Annotated in this window: 14 protein-coding genes; 3 read left to right on the top strand and 11 right to left on the bottom strand. The window is 72.6% G+C overall.

Features of this window, described 5'->3' with window-relative positions:
- Positions 1-65 precede the first annotated feature (65 nt).
- Complete coding sequence (locus ACIA8Q_RS32100; RefSeq protein ID WP_396318169.1) at positions 66-1,202, top strand: hypothetical protein; 1,137 nt, start codon at positions 66-68, stop codon at positions 1,200-1,202.
- 142 nt (positions 1,203-1,344) lie between these two features.
- Positions 1,345-1,764, top strand: a complete 420-nt coding sequence (locus ACIA8Q_RS32095) for a hypothetical protein (RefSeq protein ID WP_396318168.1) — start codon at positions 1,345-1,347, stop codon at positions 1,762-1,764.
- A 61-nt stretch (positions 1,765-1,825) separates the two neighbouring features.
- Here the strand turns inward: ACIA8Q_RS32095 and ACIA8Q_RS32090 are convergent, their stop codons facing one another.
- From ACIA8Q_RS32090 to ACIA8Q_RS32075, 4 genes are all read right to left on the bottom strand, one after another.
- Positions 1,826-2,950, bottom strand: a complete 1,125-nt coding sequence (locus ACIA8Q_RS32090) for a DUF6183 family protein (RefSeq protein ID WP_396318167.1) — start codon at positions 2,948-2,950, stop codon at positions 1,826-1,828.
- Positions 2,951-2,959: 9 nt separating this feature from the next.
- Positions 2,960-3,118, bottom strand: coding sequence for a hypothetical protein (locus ACIA8Q_RS32085; protein ID WP_396318166.1), 159 nt, complete (start codon positions 3,116-3,118; stop codon positions 2,960-2,962).
- Between the two features lie 217 nt (positions 3,119-3,335).
- Positions 3,336-4,214, bottom strand: a complete 879-nt coding sequence (locus ACIA8Q_RS32080) for a hypothetical protein (protein ID WP_396318165.1) — start codon at positions 4,212-4,214, stop codon at positions 3,336-3,338.
- A gap of 40 nt (positions 4,215-4,254) precedes the next feature.
- Positions 4,255-8,532, bottom strand: coding sequence for a hypothetical protein (locus ACIA8Q_RS32075; protein ID WP_396318164.1), 4,278 nt, complete (start codon positions 8,530-8,532; stop codon positions 4,255-4,257).
- Positions 8,533-8,754: 222 nt separating this feature from the next.
- Here ACIA8Q_RS32075 and ACIA8Q_RS32070 point away from each other — a divergent pair, with 222 nt between their 5' ends.
- Entirely contained in the window at positions 8,755-10,149 is a 1,395-nt protein-coding gene (locus tag ACIA8Q_RS32070; protein WP_396318163.1) for an endonuclease domain-containing protein, read from the top strand.
- Positions 10,150-11,510: 1,361 nt separating this feature from the next.
- Here ACIA8Q_RS32070 and cas2e read toward each other — a convergent pair.
- From cas2e to casA, 7 genes are read right to left on the bottom strand one after another with little or no spacing between them, the layout of a single operon-like run.
- Entirely contained in the window at positions 11,511-11,831 is a 321-nt protein-coding gene (gene cas2e / locus ACIA8Q_RS32065) for a type I-E CRISPR-associated endoribonuclease Cas2e (RefSeq protein WP_387906673.1), read from the bottom strand.
- A gap of 43 nt (positions 11,832-11,874) precedes the next feature.
- A complete protein-coding gene (gene cas1e, locus ACIA8Q_RS32060; RefSeq protein WP_396318179.1) occupies positions 11,875-12,798 on the bottom strand; it encodes a type I-E CRISPR-associated endonuclease Cas1e in 924 nt (307 codons plus the stop codon).
- Between the two features lie 59 nt (positions 12,799-12,857).
- Positions 12,858-13,514: a type I-E CRISPR-associated protein Cas6/Cse3/CasE gene (cas6e, locus tag ACIA8Q_RS32055; protein ID WP_396318162.1), complete on the bottom strand. Its 657-nt coding sequence runs from the start codon at positions 13,512-13,514 to the stop codon at positions 12,858-12,860.
- The gene (cas5e, locus tag ACIA8Q_RS32050) at positions 13,511-14,335 is read right to left on the bottom strand and encodes a type I-E CRISPR-associated protein Cas5/CasD (RefSeq protein WP_396318161.1); all 825 of its coding nucleotides are present in this window, start codon (positions 14,333-14,335) and stop codon (positions 13,511-13,513) included. The genes cas6e and cas5e overlap by 4 nt, the downstream gene beginning before the upstream one ends.
- Entirely contained in the window at positions 14,332-15,528 is a 1,197-nt protein-coding gene (cas7e, locus tag ACIA8Q_RS32045) for a type I-E CRISPR-associated protein Cas7/Cse4/CasC (protein ID WP_396318160.1), read from the bottom strand. Before cas7e ends, cas5e begins: the two co-directional genes overlap by 4 nt.
- Positions 15,529-15,580: 52 nt before the next feature.
- Positions 15,581-16,390: a type I-E CRISPR-associated protein Cse2/CasB gene (gene casB / locus ACIA8Q_RS32040; RefSeq protein WP_396318159.1), complete on the bottom strand. Its 810-nt coding sequence runs from the start codon at positions 16,388-16,390 to the stop codon at positions 15,581-15,583.
- Positions 16,387-17,991, bottom strand: coding sequence for a type I-E CRISPR-associated protein Cse1/CasA (gene casA / locus ACIA8Q_RS32035; protein WP_396318158.1), 1,605 nt, complete (start codon positions 17,989-17,991; stop codon positions 16,387-16,389). Before casA ends, casB begins: the two co-directional genes overlap by 4 nt.
- Positions 17,992-18,146 lie beyond the last annotated feature (155 nt).

Genomic DNA, 18,146 nt, shown 5'->3' with positions numbered 1-18,146 from the left:
GTCTGGTGATCTGGTCGGCAGCGCCCTCGGGTCGGCTGATGGTCCAGTGCTCTAGCCTTTGGCCAATGACCGGTATACCTGCTGCCGACGTGTCTGACGGGGCCTGGACCAGGCTGACTGCAGCTACCGACCTCGATCGGCGAGTAGCCCTCTCCTGGCTCTCCGGGCTCGGTTTCAACCGCTCGGCGCCTGTCGACGTGCTCCTTACCCTCCTGGATGCCGACGAGGCTGGGTTCCTCTGGCGGGAGGACCTTCCGCCAGAGATCATGGATGCCGCGGTCGTCCACGATGCCAGGCGCGTGCGCGTCATTGCCGCGGAGTCCGGCCGCCTCTCGGCCAGACAGTGGGACCGGCTCGTCGCCGCCACGCCGAATCCGGGGCTGCGCGCGCTCTTCGCGGAGCTCGCGGGAGAGCAGCTGGCCGCCAGGCGACTCTCCCGCGGCGGCCGTGGCGTCGGCCGTGCTCCGCACCCCGACGCCACGCCGCCCAGGACACCGGAGGAGATCACGGCGATGGCCGCCGAAGTGCCGGACATCGACCCGGACGGCCAGACGACCGCGCTGTGGTGGATCGGCGCCCTGCACGGGAACGCCGAAGCCATGCGTCAGCTCGCGGCCTCGCCGAAACTGCTGATCCGCCGCAGCGTCGCAAGAGCGCCACGCCTGCCCACAGACGTGGTGGCCGCGCTCGCCCGCGACCAGGATCGCGTCGTGCGGCTCTTTCTCGCCGAGTCATGCGACGACGCTCCACCGGAGATGCTCCTGGAGGTGGCCGCATGGTGGGAAGGGAGCCTGTCCTTCCCCGGCCGGCCGCACAGTCACCCCAACTTCCCCCGCGACGGCCTGCTGCGCTACGCGACAGACCCGAACCCGCGCCTGCGGGCCCTCGCCCTCGACGACCCGGCCTCAACGAGCTCACTCGTCGAGCAGCTCAGCCACGACCCCGATCCGATCGTGCGCAGAGCCACCGGCCAGGACCGACGCCTCTTGCCGGAATCGCTCCGACGACTGGCGGCCGACACCGACCAGAGCGTGCGCCGACGGGCATGGCTCAACCCCTCCATACCGCCGGATGCGCTGGTGACGCTGCTGCTCGATGCCCACAGCGCCGAGCACGCTGCCCACAACCCCGTCATCCCCATCCCCGTCATACGCCGCATGGCCGCGCTCGGGACACTCCGATCCACGACCAGAACCTCATGAGTACCGGAGGACGGCGCAGGTGGCACGTGGCGTTCCTCGTTGCTGGGGTGCCTGGGAGCCGGCCAAACCCCACGGTCCACGGCGACCGCAAACCTGACAAGCCAGATTCCCCAGAATCTGCGACTACCTGGCCGACGCCGAAATGCGCCAGGAGATCGGCGAGGGCCTGCAGGTGGTCGAGGACTGGACCGGTCAGTCCGTGTGCACCCACGCTTTCGTCCACTACGAGCTGCACTACGCGTGCGTGTCGTGCCGGATCAGCTTCAAACGCCATCCCAGCGAAGCCGGACACACTTGCCCGCGCTGCACCGGGCCGCTGCTGTCGGCCGGCCACGACTTCGCGGCACTCCGACGCAGCAATCGGGAGGCATGGCCGGTCGTCGCCGTGGTCCTGAACGCCGGGCTGCGCTACGAGGGCTTCGGGCCATGCGGTTGCGGACGGGACCCGAAGTTCCGCCCCCGTACCCGTGCCCAGCTGCGTGCTCGCCGCATCGTCGCTGCTCGCTCCGGCGCCCCGCTCGCCGAGCTGCTCGGCCAGGCTGACCCGCTGGAGACCCATTGAACCCGGCAGGGTTCGCGCAGTTCACGTGGCCCGGCTTCTCGACGCACGAACAGCTGCCGACTCAGTCAGTGTCGGTCGCAGCGAGCACGGCCAGGCGCCGTCGGCCCGGGGAGAGCACGGCCAGGCCGATGTCCCAGGCCACCTGTTCGAACCATTCGGTGTCGGCGCCGAGACCGTGCCAGACGCAGTCCAGCGCGTGCGCCTCGACCTCGGCAGCGCTGGCTCCTCCCGGGCTTCCGGCCAGCGCGGCCAGCGACCGCCAGGCCGCCAGACGCCCGTAGGCGCCGTAGGAGCCCGAGTTGTACGCCCCTCCCGTCGACGCCGCGGCGAAGAGCAGCCGCCATGCCTGGGCCGGCGGACGGACAGCGACTGACAGAGGGGTCTTCTTCCCCGCCCCGCGCAGACACTCCAGCCCCAGTGCCAGGAGCACGGCCGGGACGGACTCGGCGTCCAGCGGTTCGGCGAGCTCGAACGCGCGCGCCTCGATGCGCCCGTTGGACTCCTCGGCCCAGTTCGCCACAGCCGTGCCCATCGCGGTGGCGGTGGCCGGGGTGGTCGTCTCCTCCGCCGCCGGCACACGCGCGTCGGTGTCCACCGCCAGTTCGCGACTCTCCGATGGCCCGTACGGCACCGCGTGACTACTGCCGCGGATGCCGTAGCTCGGCAGATCCGCGCCCTCCTCCATACCGGACGGCATCAGGGGCAGCCAGCCCAGCGGGTGGTGACTCCAATGCGGCGACGTCGCCCAACCCGCGATCCCCGGCACCTCCCCGACGACCACACCCCTGAGAACCAGCTCATGGACCAGACAGGCCCGAAGCTCCTCCGAAGCCCGGCCGGTGAACGCCGCAGCCAGGTCCGCCGCCTCATGGCTGGAAGCCAGCAACGAGGCCGTGTAGCGATCCAGCTTCCTGCTGGTGACCTCAGCCGAGGAGACCAGCCGCAGCGCCTGGATGACATTCTCGGGGCCAGAGGTGGTGGCCAACAGCCGAAGCAGATGGTCGAAGACACTTCGGTACTGCCACATCTGCCCCGCGGTACCGTACGTCGTGGCGAGAGCGATGCCAAGATCAGCAGCAAAGGCCGCATCCCCCTGCGCGGCCCGACGATCGGCCACCGCCCACACGCCGGTGACGTCCGTCAGCTCCGGCAACCCCGCCACGATCTTCTGTATCTCATCGGCCACGCGCCGAGCCTATGGCATCCGGCTGCCCCTCCACCCGGCAAGCGCAAGGGCCAGAACCCGGGCCTGGCCAGCATCCACCGGGCGCTGGCCGAGCACGAGAAGCGCCAGGCGTACCCGGAAGCCGTCGAACAGGCACACGCCGACTTCGTCGCCCTCGTCCAGCCCCATCACGAGAAGTGACGGTCAGCCACTCTCTGACGCTTGTCGGGTGGCGGCGGCTATACGAGAACACGGCCCTGGCCGAAGGCGCCTGGCCCCGGTGCCGTGTGGGCGTGCCCGCCGAGCCCACACGGCGGCGGCGGTGAACCGTCGCGGCCTGCCGCGCCGAGCCCTGCCACAAGACACCGGCGGCGCCCCTTCACGGCAGGTGCGCCGGCGACATCGGTCAGCCGGTTCCCCTCAGGAACGGGGCGAGGGTGGCGGCCACGACGGGAGACCGGAGGTAGGGGGCCACCTTGTGGAAGTCGAAGGGGGCGATGCTCTCGACCAGGTCGAGGTCCACGGCGGGGAAGCGCCGGGTGAGCGGACGCGGGATCGCGACGATGTCGCCGTGGTCGCAGAGGTTGACCCAGCGGCGGACGCCCGGGGGCCGCTGTCCGGTGCCGTCGGCGGGGGCCGGCGACAGACGGTCGAAGACCCCGTGGGGTAGTGCCAGGGGCGAGCCGAGGGTCAGGAGCAGGTCGACCTCGAGTTCCGGGTGGGCGTGCAGGGCCTCGTAGGCGACGACGCTGCCGAGCGAGTGGGCGATCACCACGCGCGCGCCCGTCGACGCGATGACGGCGGCGACCTCGTCACGGGCGGCGACCCGCGCTCCGCCATCCTGCTGCCCGAGGTAGAGCGCGACGTCGCGGAAGAACAGCGCGATGAAGGCCCGCGTCAGTCGGCCGTCGAGGCTGAGGCGTTCGGCGACGACCGTCACGAGCTGCCGCAGGGGGACGGCGAGGCGTCCCTGCGCCGTGGCTGACGGCAGCCCCAGGCCCAGGGATTCGTCCAGCGACCGCGCCCAGTCGGCGACCCTGGCCATCGCCTCGGGGTGTTCGCGCTCCAGCCGGTCGAGATCGTCCGCCGCTGCCTGTGCGACCGGCCTGCCGCGGTGCAGGTGGTGGGCGTAGTAGGCGTAGGTCAGGGATATCCGGTCGGGGGCGACGCCGAGTCCGGCGGCGAGGTCACCGGCCCAGGTCATCGAGCGGGTGGTGACGACGTCGGCGGGGGAATGGCCGGCGGCGTGGTGTCCGACGCCGTGCACTCCGACGATGGGGGTCATGTGGTGGTCCTCGTTCCTCGGGCCGGGGCCCGTCAGGGCCTCAGCGGTGGCGGTGGTCGTGGCGTTCCAGGCGGATGATGTCGGGGCCCACGCCGGCGAAGACGGTTCCGTCGCCGGCGACGGCGAGGGCTCCCACCGTGTCGGGGAACCAGAAGACGTCGCGCTGCTGGCCGGTCGTCAGGTCCCACAGGCGCATCGAGCGGTCCATTCCGCCGGTGAGGAGGTGCGGCCGGCCGTCGAGCGCGGCCGGTGCGACGGCGAGGACCGCCCGGGTGTGCCCGACGAGGTCGATCCGCGAGCCGCCGTCGAAGGCCGTCACGCGGAGCCCGCCCGCGTGGTCACCGCTGACGACGTGGAGGCGTCCGTCGAACTCCACGGCGGTGACCACCCAGACGGGGGCCTGGTGCCGGGTGAGTTCGCGAACCGTGGGCGGGCCCTGCAGCGGTGCCGACCGCACGGCGCCCGAGCGGTACCCGGCGAAGACGTGCGTGGCCGAGGCGGCCAGACAGAAGACGTCTCCGGGCAGTCCCAGGTCGCGTTCCCGCGCGGGTGCTTCCGACCGGTCGGGGTGCTCGTGGGGCCAACGGGCCAGGTAGTCCACACGGTCGACGCTGAAGAGTTCGACCTGACGACCCGCACAGACGATGTGGGGAACGCCGTCGATCACGGCCGGGACGACGGCGGCGGTACGGAACAGGGAGCCGTCGACCCGTTCCAGGAGCACCTGCTCCGCCGCGCTCGTGTCCCAGAGAGCGAGGCCTTCCACGGAGCAGGATGCGACGATCCGCGGACGCTCGCCGTCCTCCAGCACCGCGATGCCGGTGGCCGTGTCCTGGACGGGACGCCCGTCGTGGTCCGCGAGCAGGTTGACCTGCCGTCTTTCGCCCGTGACGGTGTCCCACAGCGCCAGCGTTCCGTCATCGCTGCACGACACCAGTCGGTTCCCGGACAGCGCCAGCAGGCCGGTGACGGTGTGGACGTGCCCGGGATGCCGCTGCGGCACGGCTTCGGCCGTCAGGTCCCAGATCCGGACGGTGCCGCCCTCGCTCGCGGTGAGCAGACGAGCGCCGTCGCCGTCGTGGACGACGGCCGCGCGCGTGATCTTCGTCGTGTGGCTGGCGACCTGCCGGGCGCGCCACGGCGGGCCTGTCTCGATCAGTCTGGCCGTCCCGTCCTCACTCGCGCTGACGACGAGGTCGGAGCCCTCCAAGGCCACGCAGACGAGATCCGTGACAGCGGCCGCGTGTCCGTCGTCCAGGACCTCGTAGCCGATCCACACCGTGCCCTCGCGATCACCCGAAACGGGTTCGAGGTCACCCCGGCGGTCGACGTACCGCACCCGGGTCGCCCACTCAGGCCAGGTGCGCGACAGGTCCTCGTCTCCCGGTTCCTCCCCTCGCACGGTGAGCACCGAGAGCCAATCGTCGTAGCAGGCGACGACGCAGTCGCCGAAGCCGGGGACGACCACGTGGGAGAGCTGCCACACCTCGCCGTGGACGGGGTGTGACTGCAGCGGCAGGGTGGACAGCGGCTCGCCCGTGGCGGGGTGCCAGAAGCGGACGACCTTGTCCGTCCCCGCGGTGGCGAACGCCGGAACCCCGTCGCAGGGCATGGCCACCATCGACCGGATCGGGCCCGTATGCGCCCGCTCCGTCCACAGACACCGCCCCGTCGCCAGGTCCCACCCCCGCAGGACGCCGTCCTCACATGCCGTGGCGGCGAGGAGGGCGCCGTCCACCTCGGTGGTCGCGACGCAGTTCACCGGGGAACCGTGGCCCGTCAGTTCGTGCGTCGTGCCGGCCGAGTTCACGTCCCACAGGCGTGCCGTGCCGTCCCGTCCTGCCGTCAGCACGTGCGGTCGGCCCTGGAGGACGAGCGTCGTCATGTCCGAGATCCCGCCGCGGTGCCCGGTGAGCGTCCTGAGCAGGCCGGGGTGCAGGTCGCGCCCGGCCGTCCAGCCGATCCGCCACCCCGTCCCGCACGCCAGCTCGGCGCTCAGCTGCCACTGCTGGTGCCGGGCCGCGTCGACGGCGAGGACGGCGCGCCGCTGGTCCGGAGGGCCGTCGTGGTGGGCCCCGTAGGACGTCAGGTAGACGGCGCCACGCGGGGTGGGCGCGCTGTGGTAGAGCTCCTCCACCAGCGGAGCCGGATCCGCGTGCACGAGGAACCCGGAGTCCTCGAGCAACTCCTCGAGCCTGCCGGCGGCCGCGCTGTGGCGGGCGGCGTGGCGCAGCAGGTACGGTTCGGCACTCGCCCAGCGGCCGCGGCGGGCGCCGGGCTCGCGAACCGTCGCCAGGAGCCGTTCCCACACGATGGCCGCGTCGAGGCCGGGCCGGGAGCGCAGTTCGTCGGCGAGTCCCTCGTGGAAGAGGCGGTACAGCGGCGTGCCGTCGCGGTCGACGTTGCGCCGCACGTAGAAGCGGGCGGCCTGGAGGAGCTCCGCCGCGTCCGCCGGCTCGTGGCCCATCGCCGACGCGAGGTCCGCGACGCGGGCCAGCAGTCGTTCGGGCATGCCGTCGCCTTCGGCCCACGCCAGCGCGATCAGGAGTTCGCGCAGTCCGGGCCGGGCGAGGAACGCGAGGTCGAGGTCGAGGACCGCGCCGAGCGTGCGGGGGACGCTTCGGCCGAGGGCCTCGGCTGCCGCGGCGTCGGCCGGGGGCGTAGCCTGTTCCCGCAGCAGGCGGAGGTAGAGGCCGGCGACGAGGAACTCCCCCCACTGCCGGGCGCCGCCGAGCAGCGCGCCCGCCATCGCCCGGCCGAGGCCCTCGGCCTCGGACAGCGAGCACCAGCCGAGCGTGTCCGTCTCGGGGCGCAGCACGCGGCTGACGAAGTTCACGAGGTCCTTGCGGAGCCGGGCAGCGGGGACGTGGTCGAGATCGATCGGGGCGCCGTGGCGGTTGGCGGCTTCGAAGAGGTGCCGCAGGCCCTCCTCGCGGCGGGTGGCGATCAGTACCCGGCACAGTGGCTTCGTGTCCGGCCGTTCGCCCGACAGCAGGGGCAGCAGCAGGGCGGTGACGAGGTCCGCCGGGTACTCGGCCTCGTCCACGGCGTCCACGATCAGGTGGGGCGGTTCGGCCCTGGTGCGCAGGGCGGCGACCAGGCGGTCGGTGGTCCAGGTGGTCGTGGCGGTGGCGCCGGGCGAGTCCAGGTTCCACTGGGCGGCGAGGGAGGAGAGGACCTCGGCGACGGTCCGTCGTCGCGCGTGGACGACCGCGAGGCCTTGGACGACGTCGGGGAGGTCGCCGGCCGACGGCCGCCACAGGTGCTCGGTGGCCTCGCGCAGCGAGGGGTGTGCGGCGCAGGCGAGGATGCCGACCAGGGAGGACTTGCCCGCCCCGGGGACCCCTGTGACGATCCGCACCGGTGCGCCCTGGCCCTCGGCCCACGCCGTGAGTTCGCGGAGCTCGGCGTTTCGGCCGGTGAAGGTCGGCAGACCGCTCTCGGTGGCGGCGCCGCTGCCGCCGTGGGCCCGTCCGACGAAGTGGCGGGCGTCGGCCACGTCGTCGAGGAAGGCGAACACCGCCGGATCGACGCCGGCGCGGCCGCCCGGCCCGCCGGGCAGGCTCAGCCTGCTCGGATCGTGGCGCGGGTTGGGGAAGAAGCGCAGGTGCGACAGATCGGTGCCGAGGGCGACGAGCGGACGTTCCACGGTCTGCGGGTAGGAACCCGCGCTTCGGCTCTCGAGGTTGAGGGCCACCTCGCGGCAGAAGCGGTCGATCGGGATGTACTCGTGCGACTCGTCGAGCCGCAGCGCGCCGGAGGCGAAGCCGCGGAGCACGTCGTCGACCGCCAGGCTCAGACGGCCGTCGTAGGCGGACTGGTCCGACTGACAGGCCGCCAGCACCCACACCCGCCGACGCTCCGGACGGATCAGCGACCGCAGGTGCTCGGTAACGACGGCACCTGAGTGGCAGAGGTCGAGCACGAGCAGGACGGCCGGTTCTCGGTCTCCCTCCGTGGCCAGGTTCTCGGCCATGTCGACCCAGCGGGAGAGGGCCTCGGTGAGCCGGCCGTCCCCTCCCACGGCCTGCAGGCCGTGACTGTTGCGGGTGGGCTCCCCATGGCCGAGCAGGTGGACGACGGTGAACGCGGCACCCGCCTCGACGGCTCCGGTCAGCGCGTCACCGAGCGCGGCCGCGGTGGACGCGGGGTCCGGATCGGGGTCGAGCAGGACGAAGGAGTACTGCTCGCCCAGAACCTCGCGCAGGCGTTGCGCGTACGGGGCCGCGTACGGGAGGGGCTGCCACTTCGGCGGCGACTCGTCCTCGAGGCTCCCGGCCGTCCCCACCACGCCGACCACCAGTGCCTGACGGTCCACCCCTGATCCCCGTTCGCGGCGGCTTTCGTGCGATGTTCGCAATCCGATTCGCAGAGACTACTCGAGGTCGCCCGTCCGTCCCGTGCGTAGGCGAAAAGAGGGCCGTCGGCCCGGCCGGAGCCGCCCGTCCCCCGCGCACCACGGCCCGGTCGGCCGGGGTCCGGCGGGACCGGCGTCCGGGGACCCGCCCGTCCCCGGCCGCCCCGCGCATAGAGTTTCCGGGTGACCAGGCCCGACCCGTACGACGTCCTCGCCCAGTGGCTCGCTGCCGGCCTCGGCAAGCACGGCCGCGCCCTGCAGGGCACCACGCCCACCCGCTACGAGGCCGACCTGCGGGACTGGCTGTACTTCACCGAGGAGACCACCGGCATCGGCGCCTGGAACGCCGACGCGTCGACCGCCACCACCTGGGCCTACGCCCCCGCGCTGCGCCGCCCCAACCCCGACCGGCCCTCGCGCCGCCCGCTCGCGCCGCGCGTCTCCCTCCACAACCCCGCCCGCCGCCTGGCCGCCCTCGCCGCGTTCTACGCCTACGCCGCCGGCGCCGGCCACATCCCCGAGCCCCCGTTCAACGCCGCCGCGCTGCGCCCCGCCCCCAGCGCGCTGCCCCGCACCGCGCCGCTCACCCTCGAACAGGCCGCCGCGATGCAGTACGCGGCCGACGACCTCCTGCCCGGGCGCCACCGGCGAGGCCCCTACGACACCGCCCCGCACCGCGACCGCCTCCTCGTCCACCTCCTCCTGGACGGCCTGCGCCCCCGGCAGGCCGTCGGCATCGACCTGGAGGACCTGCACGAGGAGGACCCCCACCGCCGGATCCGCACCCTCTCCTGCCCCGCGCCCAAGGGCGACGGCACCATCACCCACCAGCCCTCCCGCGAGGTCTGGCAGGCCATCGCCGGCTACCTGCCGCACCGCGTGGACGGCCGCGACCCGGACACCGGCCGCCGACCGCTGCTGACCAGCCGCAACGGCCGGCGCCTGGACTCCAACACCATGCCCGGACGCATCGTCAAAGCCGTCGCCGCGCGGGTGCCCGAGCTCATCTTCGAGCCCAACACCGTCACCCCCGACCGTCTCGCCATGGCCCCCGCCATCCTCCTCGACCACCCGCTCCCCGCGCCCGCCCCCGACGGCTGGGCCCCACCCGACGCCCCGCCCCTCGAACGCCTGCGCCTCGACCTGCGCCACGCCCTCGACACCGCCCCGCTCTGCCCGCCGGCCTCCGGCGGCTGCCCGGCCGACTGCGAGCGCTGCGGCGTCCGCCGTCGGCTCTGGGCGCGGTGGGAGGAACGCTGGAACACCTCCGACCCGGCCTACCTCGCCTGGCCCCTGCCGCCCTACGACCACCGCCAGCGCCCCGCCGAACGCCTCCTCGCCTACCACCGCGGCCGCTGCGCCGTTTGCGGCTCGCTCCCCGGCGCCGGGCGCCCCGCCCACACCGAGGACCACGACCCGCAGACCGGTCTCACCCGCGGCCTGCTCTGCCACCGCTGCCGCCCCCAGGCGGAACAGGGCGCGGCACCGTTCTGGGTCCGCTACCACCAGCGGCCCCCGGCCGCCGTCCTCGGCCTGGAGCTGCGCTACCCGGCGCTGCGCGGGGAGCTTCGGGGCTGAGGTCAGCGACGCGCCGCGGCCCCCGGCCACGCGGCCACCGTCAACGTCATCGGCTCCCTGCACCGACGCCACCGCACCACCGAGTTCAAGAGGTCCTCCCCCGCACCCGCAGGGTCGCCCCGAGAGCGGCTGCTGCGTCAGCCGGCTGCGTACTTCCCCACATACCAACGGGGCTCAGCAGGCCTACGACGGCAACGCCGTCCTCAGCCAACTCACAGAGCCAGGCGCCCCCCCTGGCGGGAGGTTATGTACCTGTCCTCGAAGGCGACCGACATGCGCGACATCCGCTTGGCAACTGTCACGGCCGCGTGAATGCCGGTCAGATCTGGATAGACCCCCGCGGGTGCGGGGAGGGTGCACATCGACTCTCCAAGGTGCCGGCGAGAGGCGGCTGACCCCCGGACTCCGGGGAATAGCAGGGGCGCACCAGTGCGAGAGTACCAGGCGCCGATTCCAGAGAAAAATCTTTAATAGTCACAAGCACTTTAGAAGTATCAATATCACCAATGCCACTCTTCACTGGAGCGTTCCTCAATACCCCACACTCAACGCGCTCCATCTAAGCCTCTGGCTGGGACCTTGAGGAGAGACGGTGATGCATAACTCGACCTCCCGTGAGCGGCGAACGGCACGCCTGCGCTAGGATCGCCGCCGAACCACTGCAGGTCCAATTCACGCCCACGATGACCCGCAGTAATTTTCCGATAATCTTTTTTCTCATTTAAAGGAAAATAGGTGCACGCCAACCACGTATCGCTTCCATGGTCACTGGAGAAGTTCATGGCGAGCCTGCTCTCGGCTCTCATCGCCAAGGCGCTCGGAGCTCTCATCCGGCGCCTGCAGGACCGCAAATCACGGCAGCAGGGCCGGCCTCGCGCCGGGAGCCGATTTCAAGGCCGCGGTCGTACAGGAATCCGCCGACCAGCGGGCCGCACGCGCCCGCCGCAGAAGGGCTCCGAACGTGAACGGCGGCTCTGCTGCGGAAGCCGCCGTGTAAAGCGCTGAAGGGTCGACACGGGCCTGATCACGTCCGGCTCGGTGGTCCTGGCAATCCGCCCCCACAGCAGGAGTAGGCGCTGGACAATACGTGCGAGCAAGCAGAAGCTCTCAACGGTCCATGTCGTCAAGCCCACGAGAGCGTTCGACCGTGTTCCTTCAGCTGCGATGCGCTGGCGACGACTTGGACGAGCGTCGGGGGTCGCTCGAGGATCCTTGTCCCGGTGCTGTCTGATTGGCCTGCGACAGCACCGCCGGTAAGTCAGAAGGCCTTGACCAGGTGCAGCCGCCACTGCTCGGCTGCACCCTTGGCACAAGGAAGACCGGCGATGATGCCGGATCGATCCGTTCGGACAGCATCGTCCCTACGTTTCGACCATGGCGCGACCGTTCATGGACTGGATACCCCTCATCGCGACCAGAGTCAGCCCGTCGAAGTCCACGGGCTGGCGGCGCTGCTCGCCGGCAGTCCGCAGTTCGAAGCCCTGCTCGTTGGCCGCTGTGTGGATGAGCACCGCCACGCCGTCGCCGACGCAGGCGCTGACGGCCTGCCAGAGTTCCTCGCGCACCTTGGCGGAGACGGTGCCGACGTAGAGCTGGGGCGTGACCTCGATGAGCCAGCGGGTGAGGGCGCCGCGGAGGTGGTCGGGGACCGCCGTGGCGGACAGGACGGTCATGGCTGCCACGGGTACCTCCCGCCCCCGCGACGGCGCGCCGGCCTGCGGGCCCTCACAGCAGTTCCTCCCCCGCGTAGTTGACCCCGCCCGGGATCGGGCCGGAGACCGGGTCCCACAGGTCGACGAGCTGCTCCTCCGGGTCCGGGAGGGCGATGTCCTGGTCCGGGGCGAGGAGGCGCTGGATGTCGGTGACGATGCGCGGCAGCAGGCGGAACAGGCGCAGGCCGTCGCGGAAGCCGCGGCGGGCGTCGGCTTCGGGCTGCGGGGAGGCGTGGAGGGAGAAGGCGAGCGGGATGGTCAGTTCGGCCTTGTACAGGTCGGCGACGTCGTAGACGAAGGCCTGCTGGTTGCCGCTGTGGACGAAGCCGAGGGCGGGTGAGCAGCCGAGGGCGAGGACGGCCGCGTGGACGATGCCGTAGAGGCAGGTGTTGGCGGAGGAGAGGGCGAGGTTGACGGGGTCCTGCGTGTCCCAGGAGTTGGGGTCGTAGTTGCGGCGGAAGCGGCCGATGCGGTGCTGCTGGGCGAGGAGGCGGTAGTGGGCCTTGACCCTCTGGCCTTCGAGTCCGCGGAGCTGGGTGAGGCCGCTGCCGGCCGGTGCGGTGCCGGGGCCGAAGCGCTGTTCGTACATCGCGGTGGCGACGGCCAGGCGGGTGGTGTCGTCGGCCCAGGCCCGGGCCTGGCGTTCGAGCCAGGTGGTGCTGAGGGACTCGGGGACGGTGGCGGCGTAGCAGCGGACGCCGCCGGATCCGGCGATGACGACGGTGGTGCCGTGGCGGGCGAGGGTGGACAGGGCGCGGGCGGTGATGGAGGTGCCGGGGCCGAGGAGGACGCAGCTGAGGGCTGCGGTGGGGAGGTAGACGGTTTCGGTGCCGCGGTGGGGGCTGGTGACCTCGGCGCAGACGCCGGTGTCGTCCTGGACGATGCGGACGATGTCGAGGTAGAGGAAGGAGAGGGAGTCGGCGATGCGGGGCAGCATGGCGACGGTGGGGGCGGCGAGTCTGCGCCGGGCGCTGCCGGGGTCGGGGCGGCGGGCGGTCACTGGGGCCCCCGGTGGGGGGCGATGCTGAGCAGGCCGCAGCCGTAGGCCTTGCCCTTGCCGATGCCGTCGGTGAGGCGGGTGCGCAGGAGGTCGGCGTCGGTGATGGCGGCGGTGCCTTCGAACAGGACGCGGTCGTGCTTGATGCGGCGCTGGTCGCTGCGGCGGTGGCCCGTGGCGGCGTCGAGGGGGCTGGAGTGGAGGGTGGCGAGGTCGAGGCCGCAGGACCGGGCCTGGCGGGCCCACCATTCGTCGGCGGCCGTGCCCTGGAGGGGGACGACGGCTTTGAGCCGGTAGAGCTCGCGGGTGGCGCGGCCGGGCTTGCGGATGGGGTTGGCGGCGATGCGGTAGCGGATGTGGAGGCCGGGCCGCAGGGCGTCCAGGAGCGGGGTGAGGGTCTTGGTCACCGCCTGCCCGTAGCTGGTGGGAAGGCGGTCGAGGTCGGGCCGTTCGGCGCTCTGGAGGAGGATCTGGTCGCCGGCGGGCGTGGATTCGGTGCGGAAGAGCACGCCGAGCCGGCGGCGCGGTTCATCAGTGGCTACGTGGTCGGGGAAGAGCGACATCATGCGGTGGTGCAGGTCGACGGCGCCGGCGGTGTCGCGGCGGGCCTCGCGGCTGCGCGGGTCGGGGATGATGCGGGTGAGCCACAGGGTCATGCGGGGATGCTTTCCGGGCGGGTGGTGTGCCGGGCCAGGTGGTCGCCGAGGGCGGTCAGGTAGCCGGCGGCGAGGCCCTTGCAGCGGTCGGCGGGCAGGGTGAGGGTGCGCTGGTAGCGGGGGCGGGCGCGGTAGGCCCGGCGCCGGGGGTGGAAGTCGACCGGGTCGTCGGTGACCTCGCCGGCGGGTGTGCTGCCGTCGTCGTCCCCGGGCTGGGGGTGGTCGCCGAGGCGGTCGAGCGGCTGGTCGCCGTGGAAGACGACGTCGACGGTCGTGGTGCCCGCGCGGGCCCGTCGGGCGATCGGCAGGTGGACGAGGTGGTGCAGCGGTTCGTCGACGAGGCCGAGCAGCAGGGGGCCTTCGGGCGGGCAGGATCGGCGTCCCAGGTAGGGGGGCCAGTGCGGGTCGCGCAGCGCCTGGGCCCACTCGTCGAGGCGGTCGGGGGGCGCGGTGACGACGGCGGTGAAGGCGGCGTCGGCGAGGTAGTAGCGGTGGGAGAGCAGGGTCGCGGTGGCGCCGCTTCGCTTCCTGCCCTCGGCGGTGGTGACCGTGCGGGGTGCGGGCAGGCCGCCGCCGACGGTGTGCAGGTCGCGCAGGATGACGCCCGGACGGTCGGTGCGGACGGTCAGCGAGAGAGCGGCGAGGTCGTTGATGTCCTCGCCCCGTTTGCGGCCGAGGGCCGAGGCGAGCAGGCCGATGACGCCGGAGCGGGTTGGGAAGAGCGCGGTGTCGCGCTCGTTGAACTGACCGGTCTCGCCCCAGGACTGCAGTGGCGCGGCCAGGCGCAGCAGAAGTCCTCGGGTGGGGGCGGGGGTGCTCATGCGCCGGCTCCGGCGGTGACGGACGCGGCGGCCCCGGCGCGGCCGGCGGTGAAGGCCTCGGCGATGGCGGTGTCGATGAGCTGGGGGAAGGAGTCGACGCGGGTGCCGAGGCCCTCGAGGTCCTTGTCCTCCATGCTGGCCCAGGCGGCGGCGAGGGTGCCGCGCCTGCCGAGGAGCCTGTTGGCGGCCACGGCGTAGCGGGCGAGGGCGGCGCGGGAGGCGGGGCCGTAGCCGCCGTTCTCGTGGGAGGCGACGGGCTGTTCGAAGGCGGCGGCGTAGGAGAGCGGGCGGTCGCTGCGGACGGCGATGTGGACGAGGTCGGGGATGGTGTGCGGGGCGGTGGCGGTCTTCTTGGCGCGCGGGAGGGAGAGGATGAACGCCTCGGCGAACCCGGCGGCGAGTTCGCGGGCGGCCTCGCGGTCGCCGCCGAGGTTGGCCTCCAGGTCGGCGAGGTCGACGGTGGCGTAGCGGTAGAAGACGCCGGCGCTGAACTCGGCGTGTCCCATGTGGGCGCTGCCGGTCGTGTCCCCCCAGGCGGAGGTGACGTCGTCGACCGCCGAAAAGTAATCCAATTCGATATCCGTACCGTGGGTGGTCAGGGCGTGGGCGACCTGCACCGCGCCGTCGACCCCGGCGTCGTCGACCTCGGCGAGCATGCGGCCGAAGAGGTTGATGACGCCGTTGCGGCCGCGCAGGACGGCGTCGACGGCGTCCCTGGGCAGGACGCTCTTGTCGCCGGCCTTCTTGATGTCCTTGGCGCTCTCGAGCTCGGCGCGGTGCTCCTCGGCCAGGGCGGCGAGTTCGGCGACGGCGGTCTCGGGCACGTACACCATGGCGTTGGTGGTGATGACGGGTGAGTCCTTCGCGGTCTCGAACTTGATGCTGCTGCCCGCGGCGACGTGCTGCCCGGCGCGCTGGGCGAGTTCGGCGGGCCAGCCGTGCTGCTCCTCGAGGAGGCGGGTGACGCGGGCGCCGATGCGGCGGGTGCGCAGGGCCCGTTCGCCGAAGCTGTCCTGGAAGTACTCGCGGACGGCGCGCTTCCAGGACTGGCTGCTGACGCGGGTGCGCTCGGTGTCGCCGTAGCGGACGGTCTTGACCGAGTTGTTGTCGTCGCGGTTGAGGTTGGCGAAGGGGACGCTCTGGAGGACGTGGATGTCGAGGAAGCGGGCGGTGGTGCGGTCGGGGCCGGGCATGCTCTGCTCCTTGGAGTGGGTGCGGGTGGCGGTCCGTCGGTGGCCGGAGTGCTCAGGCCCCGGGGGCGGCGGCGTCCGTGGTGTCGGCGTCGGCGGCTTCCGTCGTGTCGTTCTGGTCGTCGTGCTCGCGGGCCCGGCGCTCTCCGTCGCTCTGCAGGGCCCGGTGGTAGTCCTGGAGCCAGATCCGCTTGACGGTGCCGGAGCGGCGCCGCCACTGGCAGAGGTCGACGAGGAGCTGGGCCCAGTCGACCTCCACGTCGCAGCCGCGGAGCTGGCGGACCGCGCCGGGCAGGTGACGGTGCAGTCCGTCGACGCTCTGCCGGCTCAGCAGGTTCAGGCGGGTCTCGGCCGAGCTCTCGCGCAGACCGCCGGTCTGGCCGCCCTTGATGACACCGTCGGCGAAGGCGTGGCCGAGGCTGCGCGACGGGATCCGCCTGGCCGTCGCGGTCTCCTCGTCCTCCGGACGGTCCGCCTGGTGGCCGGCCGCGTCGGCCGCCTCCTCGCCCTTCGGCCCGCTCTCCTTCGACGCCTCGGCCTTCGCGGCGGCGTACTGGTCGCGGCGCTGCGCGGCGATCAGGGAGGCGACGGTGTAGAAGGCGCGCTGGACGTCGCGGCTGCGCGTCTGCTCCTCGGTGAGCCAGGACGCCACGTAGCGGTGCATGAAGGGCACCGCGTCCAGGTCCTTGCCGACGCCGCGGCGCAGGGCCGCGCGGACGCCGGGATCCTCGTGACTGCGCTTGTCGATCCTGGCGGTGAAGGCACGCGCCCGCCCCAGCGAGGGGATGAGGGAGGGCCCCTTCGGCGTGCCGACCGCGTCGTCCACCGGTGTGGCGGGCCCCGGAATGGTGCCGGTCGTGCTCATGCGTCCTCCGTACTGGTGTCGCTGCGGCCGGTAGCGCCGGCCGCGCCGGTCTTGGCGGGGCGCTTCACCGGCCCGCCGTACAGCTCGATGCGGGCGGTGGTGCAGGCCCTGGCCCCGCGCATGGTGCCCAGCGCGCCGTAGGTGACGGTGTCGTAGGCCTGCTCGGCGAGGACGCGGAACGCCGCGGCCGCTCCGTCGAAGTCGCGTTCGTTCAGGCGCTTCCAGAACTCGGCCTCGGCAGCGGGCCAGTAGCGGGCCGCGGCTTCGACGGCCCAGGTGCAGTCGCGGATCTTGGGAGCGGAGGTGAAGGCCGCCCACGCCTTCTTGACGGCCCGGTCGAGCCGGTTGCCGTACCGCTCCCCCAGGACGCGCAGACGGCCGATCTCGACCGCGACCGCGACCGCGGGCTCCTTGCCCTCTGCGAGGCCGAGTACCGGCGGGGTGAGCGCGTCGACGAACTGGATGTCCTTGGCCTGGCCGTCCTGTTCGAATCCCAGCGCGCGGACCCTCAGGACTTCCGAGACGTCCAGTGCGGTACGGAACACCTCGGGGCGCCGTGGGCGGGTGCTGCCTGCGGGGTTCTCGAGCAGCAGGGCGTCCAGGTCGCGCCACAGAGCACGCTGGGAGTCGGCGGGGCGGGGGTAGAGGTTGCCCTCTTTGCTGGTCTGCCAGATCAGGTACGGGTCGCCCTCACGGGGGATCTTCAGTTGGTTCGCCCATGTGATGAACGCGTCGCGCACGTACCGGCCCGTGGCGTCGGGCACCAGCAGCAGCGCGTGCTGGGAGCGGGCCGTGAGGGCGGAGCACGGCCCTTCCAGCGGCGGTGGAGCGTCTGCGGGGTCGGGCAGTTCCGCACGCTCCCACGGGCACAGGTCGCCTTCGCGGGTGACGCCCTTGCCGGGCTCGGGCAGTCCGGCCAGGAGGGTCTCGAACAGGGTCTCGCCCTCCGGGTGGTAGGAGAGCGTGCTTCGCAGCGGTCCGGCCTTGCTGCTCGCCGCCTTGACGCCGCCGACGGTACGGCTGGAGCAGCGTCCGGAGGGGCCGTAGTAGTGCCAGACGAGCAGGTGCAGTACGGCCTGGTCCGAGGTCGGCAGCTCGGGGGCGGCACTGTTGACGTGCTGGAACCAGGAGTGGTTGTTGCCCGAGGGGCGGGTGGTGATGAGCTTGTCGACACCGGCGGTGTTCGCGGGGTCGCACTGCTCGGCGAGCCGGGGGTCCTGCAGGAACGGACGCACGGGGTCGAAGAGGTCGAAGCGGCCGCGCACCGGCGTCAGGTACCGGTCGACCCGCTCATCGCCGAACCGCCCCTCGGTGATCAGGTCGTCCCGGCGCGCGGACCAGTCGCCGGGACCGGCCTCGTCGAGCTCGGCCACACGGGCGGTGATCGCGTACAGGACGCGGTACAGGGCGGAGAGCGCCGGTGGGTCGGCGATCGCGATCTGCGCGATCTCGTGGGCGCGCAGGAGGAGTTCCCGCAGGCCGACCCTGGGCGGGCGGACGGTGGCGGAGACCGCCGTGTCGTTCGTCCCCTGGACGGCGATCCAGCGGACGGGGATCCACGGTTCGTCGAGGAGGTCGTAGGCAGGTGGTGCGGATGGCATGCGGCCTCCGGCGAGGCGGGTGCGGGTGGTCACAGGATGGGTAGGCTCTGCGCGGTCCCCGCGAGCGAGCGGGGGTGAGCCGTGCGGTGCCTAGGAAACGGCCCGTGTCGGCAGACCTGTCCCCGCGCGCGCGGGGGTCACGCCGGTCCCTGACG

The organism is Kitasatospora sp. NPDC051705, from assembly GCF_044453265.1.
GTDB lineage: Bacteria > Actinomycetota > Actinomycetes > Streptomycetales > Streptomycetaceae > Kitasatospora.
This window is presented reverse-complemented; position numbering and strand designations above follow the sequence as displayed.